Origin of the sequence: Rhizobium sp. 268 (assembly GCF_036571585.1) — a bacterium.
GTDB classification, from domain to species: domain Bacteria; phylum Pseudomonadota; class Alphaproteobacteria; order Rhizobiales; family Rhizobiaceae; genus Rhizobium; species Rhizobium redzepovicii.
This window is the reverse complement of the sequence record NZ_JAPPSO010000013.1, coordinates 58,988-73,104: the sequence shown is the minus strand read 5'-3', so window position 1 is coordinate 73,104 and position 14,117 is coordinate 58,988. Positions and strand designations below refer to the sequence as shown.

The 14,117-nt window shown below is 60.9% G+C and carries 18 protein-coding genes; 13 read left to right on the top strand and 5 right to left on the bottom strand.

The annotated features are described in order from the left end of the window. Positions 1-123: 123 nt before the first annotated feature. Positions 124-1,836 (bottom strand): hypothetical protein, encoded by a 1,713-nt coding sequence (locus tag OS035_RS24315; RefSeq protein WP_331814135.1) that lies wholly within the window; start codon positions 1,834-1,836, stop codon positions 124-126. A 250-nt stretch (positions 1,837-2,086) separates the two neighbouring features. Between OS035_RS24315 and OS035_RS24310 the strand changes: the two genes are divergently transcribed. From OS035_RS24310 to OS035_RS24275, 8 genes are all read left to right on the top strand, one after another. Beyond that, entirely contained in the window at positions 2,087-2,287 is a 201-nt protein-coding gene (locus OS035_RS24310) for a hypothetical protein (protein WP_331814134.1), read from the top strand. A gap of 167 nt (positions 2,288-2,454) precedes the next feature. Then, complete coding sequence (locus OS035_RS24305) at positions 2,455-3,000, top strand: metallophosphoesterase family protein (RefSeq protein WP_331814133.1); 546 nt, start codon at positions 2,455-2,457, stop codon at positions 2,998-3,000. After that, positions 2,997-3,422 (top strand): hypothetical protein, encoded by a 426-nt coding sequence (locus tag OS035_RS24300; RefSeq protein ID WP_331814132.1) that lies wholly within the window; start codon positions 2,997-2,999, stop codon positions 3,420-3,422. The genes OS035_RS24305 and OS035_RS24300 overlap by 4 nt, the downstream gene beginning before the upstream one ends. After that, positions 3,419-3,919, top strand: a complete 501-nt coding sequence (locus OS035_RS24295) for a hypothetical protein (protein ID WP_331814131.1) — start codon at positions 3,419-3,421, stop codon at positions 3,917-3,919. Before OS035_RS24300 ends, OS035_RS24295 begins: the two co-directional genes overlap by 4 nt. Then, positions 3,919-4,425, top strand: a complete 507-nt coding sequence (locus OS035_RS24290) for a hypothetical protein (RefSeq protein ID WP_331814130.1) — start codon at positions 3,919-3,921, stop codon at positions 4,423-4,425. The genes OS035_RS24295 and OS035_RS24290 overlap by 1 nt, the downstream gene beginning before the upstream one ends. Then, a complete protein-coding gene (locus OS035_RS24285) occupies positions 4,422-4,892 on the top strand; it encodes a hypothetical protein (RefSeq protein WP_331814129.1) in 471 nt (156 codons plus the stop codon). The genes OS035_RS24290 and OS035_RS24285 overlap by 4 nt, the downstream gene beginning before the upstream one ends. 16 nt (positions 4,893-4,908) lie before the next feature. Then, the gene (locus tag OS035_RS24280; RefSeq protein ID WP_331814128.1) at positions 4,909-5,142 is read left to right on the top strand and encodes a hypothetical protein; all 234 of its coding nucleotides are present in this window, start codon (positions 4,909-4,911) and stop codon (positions 5,140-5,142) included. Then, on the top strand, positions 5,129-5,752 hold the full coding sequence (locus OS035_RS24275; RefSeq protein WP_331814127.1) for a hypothetical protein: 624 nt from the start codon (positions 5,129-5,131) through the stop codon (positions 5,750-5,752). The genes OS035_RS24280 and OS035_RS24275 overlap by 14 nt, the downstream gene beginning before the upstream one ends. Positions 5,753-5,805: 53 nt before the next feature. Here the strand turns inward: OS035_RS24275 and OS035_RS24270 are convergent, their stop codons facing one another. After that, entirely contained in the window at positions 5,806-7,212 is a 1,407-nt protein-coding gene (locus tag OS035_RS24270; protein WP_331814126.1) for a tyrosine-type recombinase/integrase, read from the bottom strand. A 464-nt stretch (positions 7,213-7,676) separates the two neighbouring features. Between OS035_RS24270 and OS035_RS24265 the strand changes: the two genes are divergently transcribed. Together OS035_RS24265 and OS035_RS24260 are read left to right on the top strand one after the other, a co-directional pair. After that, positions 7,677-7,973 (top strand): hypothetical protein, encoded by a 297-nt coding sequence (locus OS035_RS24265; protein ID WP_097629370.1) that lies wholly within the window; start codon positions 7,677-7,679, stop codon positions 7,971-7,973. A gap of 57 nt (positions 7,974-8,030) precedes the next feature. Continuing rightward, a complete protein-coding gene (locus tag OS035_RS24260; RefSeq protein ID WP_097629371.1) occupies positions 8,031-8,333 on the top strand; it encodes a hypothetical protein in 303 nt (100 codons plus the stop codon). A 221-nt stretch (positions 8,334-8,554) separates the two neighbouring features. On the opposite strand, the gene OS035_RS24255 is transcribed toward OS035_RS24260, so the two are convergent. Next, entirely contained in the window at positions 8,555-8,869 is a 315-nt protein-coding gene (locus tag OS035_RS24255; RefSeq protein WP_012558192.1) for a hypothetical protein, read from the bottom strand. Positions 8,870-9,127: 258 nt separating this feature from the next. Here OS035_RS24255 and OS035_RS24250 point away from each other — a divergent pair, with 258 nt between their 5' ends. Next, positions 9,128-9,943, top strand: a complete 816-nt coding sequence (locus OS035_RS24250) for a chromate resistance protein ChrB domain-containing protein (protein WP_097629372.1) — start codon at positions 9,128-9,130, stop codon at positions 9,941-9,943. A gap of 1 nt (position 9,944) precedes the next feature. Then, a complete protein-coding gene (gene chrA, locus OS035_RS24245) occupies positions 9,945-11,366 on the top strand; it encodes a chromate efflux transporter (protein WP_183779593.1) in 1,422 nt (473 codons plus the stop codon). 59 nt (positions 11,367-11,425) lie between these two features. Here the strand turns inward: chrA and OS035_RS24240 are convergent, their stop codons facing one another. Beyond that, positions 11,426-12,757: a hemolysin family protein gene (locus tag OS035_RS24240; RefSeq protein ID WP_183779591.1), complete on the bottom strand. Its 1,332-nt coding sequence runs from the start codon at positions 12,755-12,757 to the stop codon at positions 11,426-11,428. Positions 12,758-12,939: 182 nt separating this feature from the next. Continuing rightward, positions 12,940-13,323 (bottom strand): VOC family protein, encoded by a 384-nt coding sequence (locus OS035_RS24235; RefSeq protein WP_097629375.1) that lies wholly within the window; start codon positions 13,321-13,323, stop codon positions 12,940-12,942. A gap of 312 nt (positions 13,324-13,635) precedes the next feature. Here OS035_RS24235 and OS035_RS24230 point away from each other — a divergent pair, with 312 nt between their 5' ends. After that, the gene (locus tag OS035_RS24230) at positions 13,636-13,962 is read left to right on the top strand and encodes an RcnB family protein (RefSeq protein ID WP_183779589.1); all 327 of its coding nucleotides are present in this window, start codon (positions 13,636-13,638) and stop codon (positions 13,960-13,962) included. Positions 13,963-14,117: the final 155 nt, after the last annotated feature.

Here is a 14,117-nt window from a genome sequence, read left to right as displayed (position 1 = left end):
ACTTCTCCTTTCGTCACTACGTGATACCGATGCACTACGGTCGCTCGCGGCCGCGCATGGCGCAAACCGCCGGCGGATCAAGGGCTTGACGGCTCTATGCGTCACAACGTGACATCGGCCGAGTTAGTCCTCGTCTTGCTCGGCGTCCGGGTCGAAGATGAACTCGGAAACGTCCCGCTGTGACGGCAGGCCATCGTCGTCCACCGACCCAATCTGCGTCCGCAGTGGGTATTGGTGCGAGAGAGCCTCATCCACCGAGCTAGTGTCACGAACGCAGGGAGCCTTCCCCGCGGCCGTAGCCTCTTCTTCTCCTTCGCCTACCGGGTATGTTTGATCCTTTTTAACATTAGACCGATTCCGTACACCTTCGACCCAGAGAGAGGCGACAACTTCTGCGACCTCGCTCTTCCGCGACTGGACGGTATCAGGGCTGACACCTGCGGCTTTCGCGAGCCTTCTGACCGATGGCGGCTCGTCTCCGGACGTCGCCATCGTTTCGAGCGCCGCTCTGATCTTCTCCATCGCCGCATGCTTCTTCATTTCAGCCGAGTACCTGCCACCGGCCGCCTGCGAATCCTTCCTGGTCATCCCGGTGACTACATGCAGCAGGGCGCCTTCGCCCTTCCGCTTCGACGAAGACTTCGAAGGATCCCAGTTGTCGGCCGCATACTGAGCGACCTTTGCCTGGATGGCCGTCAGGTCTGTATCGATCTCGGCCGAGACGGCGATCGATTGCAAATGCTGATGGACGTGGTCATGCAGTGCCCCCCGGTCCGGAGAGGACATCGCCTCGGTGTAGGCCAGGTCGCCACTCCACATCCAGATGCGGAGACATTCGAGCGCGGCCCTGCGGTAGGTCTCGAAGATTTCGTTCGAAGCCTGGATCGACAGGTTCGACTGTACCGCGGCAGCTTCACGGATCAGCAGGTCGCGGCGGAGGCCGCGTTTAAGGCATGGGGCGATCTCCCTCAATGGCCGCCAGTCGTCATCTTGCAGGATGACGGTGTGCAGTTCCGGGCTGAGAGGATTCTTGGTCTGCATCGTCGTTGCCGGGGCGCCAGGGTCGCAACCCACTTCGAGCATGGCTTCGCACATTCCGAGGTAGACGTCCTTGTAGAGCTTCAGAGGGGCCTTGCGGAAACCCTTGGCCGTCGGGTCCGCCATAACCGACTGTCCATACGGCAGTCCCCGCAAGGCATGCGGGCGCACGTATTCGCCGGTCGGCAGCAGGAGGCCGGTCAGAACATGCGGAATCGGGATGCCCTTATCGCGAAGCTTGAGGAACGCGGCCTTGGCTGCTTCGACGGACGGCCAGACGAAATCTGTATCCCAACGCAGAAAGCCCAAGCTGTCGCGTCGGCCTTCAACTGCAGGAAGATCGAGCGCGCGCACTTTACTCGTATGCGTCAGGAGGACTGTCTTGCCCCAGTTCGCCCGGATCTTGCCCCGCTTGGGGAGCCACGACGGAAAAAGCTCCATGAACTTGTTGCCGGTGAACGTACGGCTGCGTAGCCCCTTTTCGGATACGCGCGGGGCCAGCTCGTAGCCGGAGATTTTCTTTCCTCCGCCGACACGGACATATCCGTTATTGATCCGTTCGAGGTCAAGCTCGTGCTCGTAGCGGGAGACGTCGGCCCAGTGCTGCGCTTCTTGCTCATCCAGCCAGTGCACCTCGACGCCTGCGGCCTTTCTTGCGGCGCGGCGGCGAGCATCGGCTTCACGACGCTTCTGCCGGGAACGGTGCTGCTCCTGGGCGGCACGGCGCTTGTCGTCTTGATATCTTGCGATGAAGTCGGATTCCGCGAATTGCGGAACGACCCGGACGTCGTACTGCATGCCATGCCCCTAGGTTCAATTCGTTGTCCGGAGCCTCTTGTTGGGCTCTCGGTATGAACATGGTTTGGCGAGACGATGCGGCTCGCAAGACGCCGAGGGTTGAACCTGGGCGGCTGCTCCGAAATGTTTTCGGTCACATCGGAAGAGGTCAACGGACTTTTATTTTTTCAAACCGCCGGCAGTTTTGGCTTGTTGACGCCGTATGGAAATGGCGTCTTATTGCCGGTCCTGAAAAAACGAGGACCGGCACATGGCACGCAGCACTCTCCCAGAACTCGAAGGCGATCGCTTTCCGGAAAATCCCGAGGGCATCGACGCGATCCTCAAGGTTGTCGTCAAAGCGATGGTCGAATCCTGGACATGTGAAACACCCATCGCGTCTTCAGGCCAAACTCCTGCGGAGGCACGCATCCGACGACCCGATCGCAAAATCTTAGATCTCGTCGAGTAATCTCGATCCAAGCAAAAGATTGCGGGCTCCCAAGTGATTGGGGACCTGCTACGTAGACCGGACAACGAGGAAGACACTGAAATGAAGGCACTCCGAATAGCCATAGCCGCCTGATCCCACGCCCAGCCGGGCGACCTCATGCGCATGTCTATTCCAAGGAGTTCCCGATGCCCTTCGTAAAGAAGTTCTACACTTCCGACACCCACTTCGGTCACACCAACATTCTGACGATGCAGCCGCGTGACTTCCGCACGATCGAGGAACACGACGAGTTCCTGATCGAGCGCTGGAACGCCGTCGTCGGGGAACAGGATATCGTCTATCACCTAGGCGACTTCGCGATGGCACTGCACGAGCGCGCTGACCGCGTCCGGTGGATCTTCTCCCGGCTCCGCGGCCGGAAGTTCCTCGTCGTGGGGAACCACGACGTCGACAAGCACGGAAATCCGCACGCCACGCTGCTGTCCTTGCCGTGGGAAGCGCCGCCGACCGGCTTCCGGTTCACTGACGACGGCGGACGCCGGGTCGTGATGTCACACTATGCGCAGCGGAGCTGGCAGCATCAGCAGAAGGGCGCCGTCCACTTCTATGGTCACAGCCACGGCCATCTCCCCGGAGAAGGACTGAGCCGCGATGTCGGAGTGGACATGCCCGATGTCGACTACACGCCGCGGACGTTCGACGAACTGGCGAAGAACTGGAGGCTCAAGTGATCGATCGCTTCCCCAAGGGATTCGACGCTGAGCAGCACGCGCGCCTCCGGTTGCTCTACGGCGACCTTGTGCCCCTGCTCGAATCCATTCGTATCCGGCCGGGCTGGTGGCGGCTGGTGGACAACATGTTCGCCCGCTTCGGCCGTCTGCGCGACCGCCGTGGTCTGCGCGTGCTGTCCGTCGAAGCTCGCTACGCGGGTCATCTCGTCGTCCGCATCGACGGCATGGCGACGGACGTGCCGGACATCATCCACGAAGCTCACGAAGCCGCTTTCCGCACGTGCGAGCACTGCGGCCAGCCCGCCAGGCTCGTCCTCAAAATCGGCCTCGAGTCCTTGCTGTCTTCGCCCGAAATCGAACTCGGCGACCGCCTTCTCTGCACCGATTGCGCCCACACTTTCCGGAAGGAGGCTGGCCTATGACGGTAGTGGACATACCTAAAATCGACGCCGACCGCCTCCGTGCCTTGTTTCCGGACATGCTCGGCGCGTGCCGGTATTTCGACATCGGTTCGGGCTGGATGATGCCGGTGAGTCAGTTGTGCGTAGCTCTCCGCAAGCTGCCGACGGGATCTGTTCAGGTAGGGGAATTGTCGCAGAAGATGGGTGGCCTGCGCGTCACGCTCGAGGAGATTAGTCTCCCCCAGGAGCAGCAAACTGCCGCCCGGCACGCCAAGATCTTCGCAGAAGAGCGGTCGCGCTACATCTGCGAAGTCTGCGGACAGATGGGCGATATCCGTAAGCCGCCGGAAGGGGTTCCTTCGGCTTGGGTGTACTGCCTCTGTCATCGCCACCTTCCTCGCGAGCGCCGCGGCTGGCCAATTGACCGCCGTGCGCGCCGTTACCAGATCGGCGGCGTTCCCTGGGTCTATGATGACCTCCTCGGGCGCCTTCGCGTCGACGAACAAGGGGACGCGTGATGGATGACCGCCAGAAATACCGAGACATGTTCAAGCGGCATCCGCTGGCGCGCACTCCGCACGGCAGACCTCCGTCGGCCGCATGCGAGATCGGCTGGCTGCCGTTGATCGATGCGGCTCTCACCGAACTAGACGCCTTCGGCGTGCCGTACGCAGTCCGCCAGATCAAGCAAAAGCTTGGCGACCTGCGGCTCTATATCTTTTCTCCGGAGGAGCTGTCGGAGGACGACCAGCGACAATGGACCGACATTATCGACCTCGCCGAAGCGCGCAGCCGGTATGTCTGCGAGGTATGCGGCAAGCCGGGCAAGCTGCGGCGGTGGGATCCCGGTCCGCTGAAGACGGTCTGTGACGAGCACGCAGTCGACGAGTATGACGGTCGCATCGCCGAGCCGGTACCGGACGCCACACTCTACCGCGGCAGCTACTGCGACGGTGCGACGATGTGGGCGAAATACGACCCGGCGGCCGACGCCTGGGTGCCGAGCGAGGAGCCACCGCGATGACTGTCACCAGACCGACTGCGCGGGATCTCATCGCGGCCGCTCTCCGAGATCACGGAGATGTCCTTCACGACGTTCGCGTCGACGACTTGGCCGGCGAGGACGATGTCGTCCTGCGCCTTCTCGGATATCGTCTTGTCCGGAGCGGCGACCGCAGCGCATTCGAGACGGGTCGTCGCATGCTCGATCGCGCGTCGCACGGTCGGTTGTTCCCGCCGCCGCATCGACGCTGGTGGACAGGGCCGGGCAAGCGGACGGCGGACCTGCAAGCCGTGCTGCACCCGTATAGCGTCGAACTCGTATGGCGAGACGGCAGGCCACTATGGGAAATCGGCGGTCGCCTCTGGCTTCACGGCATCGACCGCGACTGGAGATGGTACCGTCTGTTGCACGTTGACCCCAACGCCGAGTGGGCGAGGACAAACCTTTGCTGGATCCAGCTTGGCCGGCGGATGCAGCATGGAGCATAACTGGGAGACGGAGACCATGCTTCTGATCGCGACGTGGGGCGATGTGATGCACGATATTGCTCGCGGCTACGTCTTGAAATACGGCGGTGACGGCCGACCCGATGACCACGAAATCTGGGACTGGGTTTTCAGTGCCCTTCATCAACATCGAGAGCTGTCGGCTAGGCAGCGGGATTACTTGGCCATGGAACTGTTCAAGTCGATATGGGACCGGCTGAGCAAAAAGGGAGGGTGCCGTGGCCTTCATTGAGCTTTCCGAGGCCGCCAGCCGACTAGGCGTCTCGATTTCGTACCTTCGCGATCTCATCGACCGGATGGACCGCATTCCGCGTGTTCGATTCCTCGATCCCAAGAAGGACTTCTGGTCCGACGACGACGGCCTCGTCGACGAGCAGGATCTCCGGACATACGAGCAGGTCCTCCGCCAGCGGCGCTTCATTCGCTTTCGAGAGCGCTATGCCGACGTCCTTCACGAGAACGTCGAGCTGTCCTGTCGACCGGGGTGGAAATCTCTCCTCGAGCGCGTCGCCGACCGGCTTCGCTGGATGCCGCCCGACTGGAATGCGCGGCTCCGGGAGGCGCGGGAGAAATCCGGATACCTCGTAGTCGGGATCGATTATGACCGTGCCCGGCAGGATGCCTTTAACGAAATCGAGCGGCTCCGGGAGGAAATCCGGCTGTCGTCTCTGTCGGTCTGCGAGGAGTGCGGACGTAACGGCAGGTTCCGTTATAGTCCGAGCCGGTCTCTGACGCTGTGCGATAAGCATGCTCGTCTCGCCGAGCCGACTCTGCCCGACGATGGGTTGATGGCCGACCCGGCGTCGAACGGCGCGTCGATCAGCGAGTTGCCGTTCGACTGAAAGTGACACCCAGTCGGCGGCAGGTCACCGACTGGGGATGTATTGATACAGGCTCACGCGGCCGCTTTCACGTCTAGCTGCTGGCAGAAGAGCCGGTAGCCCTCCATGACGTAGTCCTGCCAGAACGTTAGGATTTCCATCTTCACATCGAGATAGGTGTTTCGGTCGTAGACGAGCTGCGACACGCTCTCGCGGCCTTCGTTCGCATGCGTGATCATCTCAACTTCATCCGGCACCATCGGGCGCCCTGCGATCATGAACCGCGACATCTTGGGACGCATGACGCTCGTGAATGCTTTGCGAAGGTCATGTGTCGAGACGTTGAATGGCATCTTTTCGAAGATTCCGCCGGGCTTCCGCATATCTTCCAGCGCTTCGGATACCGTCCTCTCATTGATGTGTCTGTTCATGTCATCGCCGGTCCTACGGGGACGCTGCTTTGGGAAGAGGTAGTCGGACTGCGGCTGGTTCGATGCCAGCCGCAACGCTTGCTTCACGACACCCGTGGCGACGGCTGGCAGCGCCATCTTGCGCCAGTGATGGACCTTATCCTCCATGCCCCAGATGCAGTCATAGACACCGTCCACCTGGAAGTCACGCTTCCGTGCTGACGTTGCGGTGAATCGGCGCTGCCCGGTCAGTAGCTGAAGCTGCAGTACTAACCGTGCGGTCTCGTTCGGGCAGGCCTCTAGCGCGTACCAGAGGGCACCAATCTCGATCTGAGTCAGCGCACGTACCTTCTCGCTGCCCTCGATCACCGTCGGCCGCTCCAATGACTTCGAGAGCTCCGTTGCAGGGTTCTTGGTCACGCCAAAGTTCGGGTTGTTGACGAAATACTTGAAAGCCGCCTTGATCGCAGAGACCGTCAGGTCGGCTTGGCGGATGCCTTGACCTTTCGCATCTCCGGACTTGCCACGCGCGATGATGTTGTTGCGCACACGCGCAAGGTCTGCAGTGATGATCGACGCCAATGGCTTGCCGTGAATGGGTGCAAAATCCTCGGACAGTCCAGCGGTGGCTCCCAACGCAGATCGATAGCCTCTGGCAGTATCCTTGTTTCGGTTCGCAGCGCACCATTCGAGGTAGAAGTCTCGGCCCACCTCCCAGGTCACGCCGTCTCCATGGCTGACGTCGTGCAGGTGTCTGGAGTCGGTGACGCTGTGGCCGGCGGCAAAGGAGTGAATCAGGGTTTCAAGGTTCCGGCCCTTCTTGGATTCCTTCCGGAGTTCGGTCACGAGCTCGCGGAGAATGCCCAGGTCATCAAGCCCGAACGACGAGAAGGGAGCGATCTGGAGGTTGGCGTCGCGCGTGCTGTAGTACCACGACGCACCGGTCTTGGTGACCTTGATTGCCAATCCCGTTGTGTCCTTGTCGCGATACACCACGGGCGCGGCGACGCCTTTCTTCACGAGGTTCTTCACTTTGGTCAGGGTATGACCGCTGAAATGTTCTGATGGCATCCGGCTCGCTTTCTCTGCTGATGGAACAAGCGTGACGCCAAGCGAATCGGTTGTCGAGTGCTTAGACCCGAAAACACACGGTGGTCAGCAGCCAAATCACGCGTGATTTGGAGCTACCTGCTTAAATCACATCCAAAAATATTGACGAGAAATAGGTGTCACTGCACGGTGTCAACAAATTTGGCCTCGTTCCTAAGGCCTTGTAGCGCCAACATTGTTGACAAGCGTAGACAGGGCTGAGAAGGGAACGGGCTAGAGCCGATGACTCTTAATCAGCGGGTCGTAGGTTCGAGCCCTACATCACCCACCAAATCTCTTGATAGGATTGAATTATTTTAGCTCAGGCCGGATCTTCCGGCCTGCCGGAGACTGTTCCGGGCCGGGCGGCATGGTTCGTGTCGTCAGCATGTCTGGCAGCGTCGATCCCCGCGCCCTATTTGCTCTCTGATAAGCGGGAGGGTTCCATGAGAAGCGTCGTTCTGGTCGTTGCCTTGTCTCTGCCGTTGCCGGCCTTCGCCGCGGGGGCGATGGAGATCAAGGCGAGCGCGTATAGCTGCAGTGAGATTGCGCAGATCATCCGCCAGAACAAGAAGGTCTTCGTCCGTGTCGGCTTCGGCGGCCGTAGCTTCCGCTATCCGCCGGCGCAATGCAGCATGGGCGACAAGCGCACCAGCACGAGTTTCCGCGATGGTCAAGGAAAGCAGTGCATTCTCGACTATGCCTGCGTCTTCGATCCCGCATCGCCCTATAATTTTCCGTAGAGCAAATGGTCTTGGGCGGGTTCGGCCAAAGACGTTCTCCCACAATCAGGAGTTTTCATGAAAAGCATTGTTCTGGCGTTTGTGCTGCTGTTTCCGTCCGCAGCCCTTGCCATCGATGCGGTGGAGGTCAATGCCAGGGATCATACTTGCGACGAGCTTGCGCAGATCATCCGTAAAGACAAAGCGGTTTTCGTGCGCATGGGTTTTGGCGGCCGTAGCTTTCGCTATCCTCCGGCCAGGTGCAATCTCGGCGACAAGTACGACACGGCAAGGGTCAGGGATGCCAACGGCAAGATTTGCCTTCTCGACTACCAGTGCGTGTACGACCCCCAATCCTTCTACAACAGGATCCCCAAATAATATCCCGCTGCGAGAGCTGTCTGAGACCGAAGAAAAAAGGCCGGGCGAAAACCGCACCGACCCTTCCTCGATCTGTCTCGATAACGGCTGCCAGTACCTCCGTGGTCAGCCATCAGAGACAAATTCAATATCTCTAAAATAAGCTCTCTCTGCCGGTATTCAAGAGCACACGACAGAAAAGGAAGCCGGCACTGGGTCGGCTTCCTTTAGCCGAGCAGCGGTTACTGCTGGGCAGGCGCAGCCGGCGGAGTGGCCGGTGCAGGTGCCGGTGCGGGCGTTGCGCTGTTGTCGGTCGGAGCGATCGGCTTGGGTGCCGCCGGTGCCGGCTCGGATTGGGTCGTGGAGGCTGTCGTATCCGGGGATGTGCCCGGGGTGCTCCACTGCGAATAGGCGAATGCAGCGACAGCGATCACGGCCAATGCAGCGACCCAGACAACCCACGTATTATTGCTGCGCGCGCTCGGCGTGGTGCGCAGATCCAGATTTGGGTTCAGCGGGCGGTTCGGGTCGTTGGCATTATTGGGGTCGTACGTCATGGTACTTTCTCCTCTTTCGGTGAAACAATAATGCCGAAGTGAGGATTTTGTTCCGTACCGGGACCGCGAAGCAGTTGATATCAAGGCATTCCGGGCGGCAGCTGACCCGAATCGGCTGCGTTCCGCTGTTCTATGCAAGCGCCCGCTTGACACGGCGGGGTCTGTTTGCGCATGGTTTTGCCATGGGGTTGCGATCATCCCACGAGGCGTCATGCTGAAGAATCGCGTCCAGTAACACCGATCAACGGAGGACGCGTCATGCCGTCATTTCTCGAAATTTCTCCCGACAAACTCAGCCGCCTCATCGGAACCCCCGGCGCGCCTTGCATCGTCGACGTTCGCACCGAGGAGGACTTCGCGCTCGATCCGCGCCTAATTCCGGGCTCGATCCGGCGCGATCATGCCGAGGTTGCGTCTTGGGCGGACAGCATGAATGCCGCCACCGTCGTGGTGGTCTGTCAAAAGGGCAGCAAGCTCAGCCACGGTGTGGCCGCCTATCTGCGCCATGCCGGGATCGACGCCGAGAGCCTCGAGGGCGGCTTCGAAGCCTGGATTGCCGGCGGGGCGGCCGTGCCATCGGAGAAGCTTCCGCGCCGCGACGCGGAGGGGCGCACCGCCTGGGTGACACGGGCGCGGCCGAAGATCGACCGCATCGCCTGTCCCTGGCTGATCCGCCGCTTCGTCGATCCGAACGCCGTCTTCCTGTTCGTGCCGGCGCCCGAGGTTATAGCCGTTGGCGAACGCTTCGGGGCGGTTTCCTTCGATATCGAAGACGTGTTCTGGAGCCATCGCGGTGAGCTCTGCACCTTCGACGTGATGGTCGAGGAATTCGGCCTGGCATCCGAACCGCTTCTTCGTCTGGCGCAGATTGTCAGGGCGGCGGATACCGCAAGGCTCGATCTCGCGCCCGAGGCGCCCGGCCTGCTTGCAGCATCGCTCGGTCTCTCCAGGATGTTTTCCGACGATCTGGAGCAGCTCGAAGCCGGAATGCTTCTCTACGATGCCTTCTTCCGCTGGTGCCGGGACGCGACCGAGGAAACCCACAACTGGCCTACGCCAAAGAAGAGGGCATGAAATGGCCGAGTTGACGGACAACGGCCGCGCGGACAAGACGATGGAGAGACATGCGGACGAGGAGCATCACCACGGCGTCTCCTTCGGTGAGGCCTTCAAGGTATGGCTGCGCGTCGCCGCCTTGAGTTTCGGCGGCCCGGCCGGCCAGATCGCCGTCATGCACCGGATCATCGTCGACGAGAAGCGATGGATCGGCGAGCACCGGTTCCTGCATGCGCTGAATTATTGCATGCTGCTTCCCGGCCCCGAGGCGCAACAGCTCGCCGTCTATATCGGCTGGCTGATGCACCGCACGCTGGGTGGTCTGGTCGCTGGTTTGTTGTTCGTGCTGCCGGGATTCCTGTCGATCCTCTGTCTCAGCTATATCTACGCCGCTTATGGCAGCGTGGGCATCGTCGCCGGCCTGTTTTTCGGGCTGAAGGCGGCGGTGCTTGCTGTCGTCGTGCAGGCCGTCATCCGCATCGGCAGCCGCGCTCTTAGAAACAACGTCATGCTTGCGATCGCGGCTGTGGCCTTCGTTGCCATCTTCTTCTTCCATGTGCCGTTCCCGCTGATCGTGCTTGCCGCCGCCATCGCGGGCTTTCTCGGCGGCCGCTTCGGCATTGCCGCCTTCAAACCGGGCGGCGGCCACAAGGCCGGAAGCGGGCCAATGGTGTCGGATGCGGAGTCGGCGCTCGGCGAGGGCATACCGCCGCATGCACGCCCCAATCTCGGTTGGTCGCTCAGTATGTCGGCAGCGCTGCTCGCTCTCTGGCTCGCGCCGATCGCCGCCCTCTATGCGGCTTTCGGGGCACACGACGTTTTCACCGAGATCGGCCTGTTCTTCAGCAAGATGGCGGTCGTCACCTTCGGCGGTGCCTATGCCGCGCTCGCTTATGTCGCGCAGGAGGCCGTGCAGCGTTTCGGCTGGCTGAAACCCGGCGAGATGCTCGATGGTCTCGGGATGGCCGAGACGACGCCGGGGCCGCTGATCATGGTGCTTCAGTTCGTCGGCTTCATGGGCGCCTATCGCAATTCCGGTTCGCTCGATCCGATGCTGGCCGCCACGCTAGCGGCAATCCTGACGACTTGGGTGACGTTCGTACCCTGTTTCCTCTGGATCTTTCTCGGTGCGCCCTTCATCGAAAAACTGCGCGGCAATGTGGCGCTCGCCGGCGCGATGTCGGCGATCACGGCGGCGGTGGTCGGGGTCATTCTCAACCTCGTCCTCTGGTTTGGCCTGCATACGCTGTTTGCCGAGGTCGCGACCGTCCACCTTGGCGGCTTGCGGCTCGATATCCCCGTGCTGCAATCGGCCGTGCCGGCGACAATGGCGCTGTCTGCCGCCGCCGCCATCGCGATCTTCCGGTTCAAGACGTCTGTGATCGCGACGTTGCTTGCCTGTGCGATAGCGGGAATGCTCTGGACGCTGGCGACAGGTTAGAGCTCTTTATATATCATGTATGTCGTCCGGAACCGTTGCACACTTCCGGGCGACATGCATTAGCCTTCCGCCCCGTCCGCGGGGATGCGAGTCGCCAGCATCTTGTCAATGCGCATGCCGTCCATATCGAGCACTTCGAAGCGCCAGCTATCGAAAACGAAGGTTTCGCCGGCTTCGGGGATGTGCTGGAGCTGGTGCAGCGCGAAGCCTGCAAGCGTATGGAAATCGGCATCCGGACGATCGCGCAGGCCCAGCCGTTCGAAGGCGTCGAAGGCGGGCATCATCGCATCGATCAAGAGCGATCCGTCTTCCCGCACGATAATGTCGGGCTCTTCGTTGGATCCCGGCAGGTCGCCGGCGATCGCTTCGAGCAGGTCGGTCTGGGTGACGATACCCTCGAGGCTGCCATATTCATCGATGACGATGGCGAGCCGGACAGGCGAGGCCTTGAAACTGTCGAGCACGCGCACGACCGAGGTGCCCTCATGCAGCACCAGCGGCTGCTTGATCACCTCCATCGGCCGGACCTTGCCGCCGTCGAGAACCTGGTCGAGAAGGTCCTTCTTCAACACCATGCCGATCGGTTCGTCGATCGAGCCCCGGGCGACCAGCAATTGTTCGTGGCTGCATTCGCGGATGGTCTTCAGGATCTCGGCCTCGCTGTCGTCGGCGTCGAACCATTCGATATCGAGACGCGGGGTCATGATGTCGGAGATCGGTCTGTCGCCGATGTTGAACACCCGCTCGACGAGCTGCTGCTGCACCTGGTTGAGAAGGCCGGCCTCCTGGCTTTCGGCGACCAGCAGCTTGAGTTCCTGCGGCGAATGGAACGATGATTCCCCGGTTCCGGCGCGAAGGCCGACGCCCCGCAGCACAAGATTGCCCATGCCGTTCAGAACGAAGATCGCCGGCTTGAACAGCACCAGGAAGAGCCCCAGCGGACGCACGACGGCAAGCGAAGTGGCCTCGCTGCGCTGAAGCGCCAAGCTTTTCGGCGCCAACTCGCCCAGCACGATGTGCAGTGCCGTGATGATGACGAAGGCAATGACGATGGCGACCGTATGCGCGCCTGTTGCCGCCCATTGCCCAGGCAGCCAGGACACCAGAGGCTTGATCAGATGGGCAAGCGCCGGCTCGCCGACCCAACCCAGCGCCAGCGACGAGATGGTGATACCAAGCTGGGTGGCGGCAAGGTTGGCGTCGAGATTGTCGACAGCGCGCTGGAGGGCGGAGGCATTCATGCGGCCTGCCGCGGCAAGTTCGGTGACACGGCTGCGCCTGACCGAAACCAGCGCGAATTCCGCAGCGACGAAGAAGCCGTTAGCAGCCACCAGTAGAAGCACGGCGAGTATCCCGACATAGTCGAAGACGCCGCCTGCGGATTCGGACATGGTTTCCCTACCTCTGAATTGATCCGAGTCCGAAACTACACGCTCGGACAGAGGTAGCAAGGCACGGGTCGCCATTCTTCCAGCGGCGATGCCGATGCCGGCTGTCGTCAGATGATATGTGCGGTTTCTTGGTGTCGCGCGCAAGAATGCGCAGTTGAACACATGATTGATGCGCCTCGCATTTATCTCTTCGGCGCTTCGAAGAGTTCGATCGGGTTTCCGGCCGGGTCCTCAAGCAGGATCTGCTTACCGCCTATGCCCTGCACGATCTCATTGCGAAAACGCGCGCCCGCCTGGCGCAGCGTGGCAACTTCCGCCTCCAAGTCGGCGACTTCAATCTGGATGCGATTCCATCCGCCGGGTTCGGGTTTTCGCCCGTCGGACATTGCCTGGGACGCTCCGCCCGGACCGGTCGTGCCGCTGACGAGCAGACGAAAACCATCCCTTGTCAGGATGGCAAAGCTGGGCGCGGGATGAAGAGCGACCGAGAAGCCAAGATGTTTCGTGTAGAATTCCAAGGCGGCGTCGACGTCGTCGACGATATAGCGCATGCTGATGCCGGGCATGGTTTCCTCCATCTTTGTTGGATCGAGCGATCCCCCACGATGATCCGACAAGCGCCGAACGCTGGATCGGAGGCGCAAAGGACGCTCCATGAATGGAATCTGCGCCCAATCCTTCCGAAAATCGAATCGGATCTTCCGGGGCCCCGTGCCAGTTGCAGCCCCTGTTATTGATAAGGGTGTATAAGTCTAATCTGTAATATAAGCTTTGCGCCCCAGGCATCGGATTCCATTACGAAATTTTAATTTTCATTTCAGTTTCGGTTCATCTTTTCGGGCCTAGTTTCCTCCTGCGCCGAACATAAGGAACCCGACATGAAAAAGATTTTTGCAGCTCTCCTTTCCGCTTCCTTCCTTCTCTCCCCGATGGTTGTCTCCCAGGCCAGCGCTGATGACTATCGCCGTCCGCCTGTCGTCGTGCAGAAGAAGGTGATCGTCGAGAAAACGGTCGTGCGGCCGCACTGGAAGAAGGGATACCGCGTCAACGCCAACGAGCGCCGCTGGTTTCACGACGTCAACGACTACCGCCGTTACCGGCTCGCGCCTCCCCCGCGCGGCTATCGCTGGGTCCGGGCCGACAACGACTACTTGCTGATCGGCATCACCAGCGGTGTGATCTCCAGCATTATTGCTGGTCGTTGATTGGAAGTATGGGAGGGCGGCTTTGGCCGCCCTTTCCGATTCTGGGAGGGGTGCGGAGATTTCCGCTGGTGACTTGCCTGAAGGCACCGTCTGGTGCAGAACGCCGTCCCGATCAGCGTCGTCGCTCTCCCCACGCTCCCTCATTCCTGTGCTCG

Coding starts and splice junctions, on each gene's coding strand:
- OS035_RS24315 (WP_331814135.1), bottom strand. CDS start 1,836: ATGCAGTACGACGTCCGGGTCGTTCCGCAATTCGCGGAATCCGACTTC.
- OS035_RS24310 (WP_331814134.1), top strand. CDS start 2,087: ATGGCACGCAGCACTCTCCCAGAACTCGAAGGCGATCGCTTTCCGGAA.
- OS035_RS24305 (WP_331814133.1), top strand. CDS start 2,455: ATGCCCTTCGTAAAGAAGTTCTACACTTCCGACACCCACTTCGGTCAC.
- OS035_RS24295 (WP_331814131.1), top strand. CDS start 3,419: ATGACGGTAGTGGACATACCTAAAATCGACGCCGACCGCCTCCGTGCC.
- OS035_RS24290 (WP_331814130.1), top strand. CDS start 3,919: ATGGATGACCGCCAGAAATACCGAGACATGTTCAAGCGGCATCCGCTG.
- OS035_RS24285 (WP_331814129.1), top strand. CDS start 4,422: ATGACTGTCACCAGACCGACTGCGCGGGATCTCATCGCGGCCGCTCTC.
- OS035_RS24280 (WP_331814128.1), top strand. CDS start 4,909: ATGCTTCTGATCGCGACGTGGGGCGATGTGATGCACGATATTGCTCGC.
- OS035_RS24270 (WP_331814126.1), bottom strand. CDS start 7,212: ATGCCATCAGAACATTTCAGCGGTCATACCCTGACCAAAGTGAAGAAC.
- OS035_RS24265 (WP_097629370.1), top strand. CDS start 7,677: ATGAGAAGCGTCGTTCTGGTCGTTGCCTTGTCTCTGCCGTTGCCGGCC.
- OS035_RS24260 (WP_097629371.1), top strand. CDS start 8,031: ATGAAAAGCATTGTTCTGGCGTTTGTGCTGCTGTTTCCGTCCGCAGCC.
- OS035_RS24255 (WP_012558192.1), bottom strand. CDS start 8,869: ATGACGTACGACCCCAATAATGCCAACGACCCGAACCGCCCGCTGAAC.
- OS035_RS24250 (WP_097629372.1), top strand. CDS start 9,128: ATGCCGTCATTTCTCGAAATTTCTCCCGACAAACTCAGCCGCCTCATC.
- chrA (WP_183779593.1), top strand. CDS start 9,945: ATGGCCGAGTTGACGGACAACGGCCGCGCGGACAAGACGATGGAGAGA.
- OS035_RS24240 (WP_183779591.1), bottom strand. CDS start 12,757: ATGTCCGAATCCGCAGGCGGCGTCTTCGACTATGTCGGGATACTCGCC.
- OS035_RS24235 (WP_097629375.1), bottom strand. CDS start 13,323: ATGCCCGGCATCAGCATGCGCTATATCGTCGACGACGTCGACGCCGCC.
- OS035_RS24230 (WP_183779589.1), top strand. CDS start 13,636: ATGAAAAAGATTTTTGCAGCTCTCCTTTCCGCTTCCTTCCTTCTCTCC.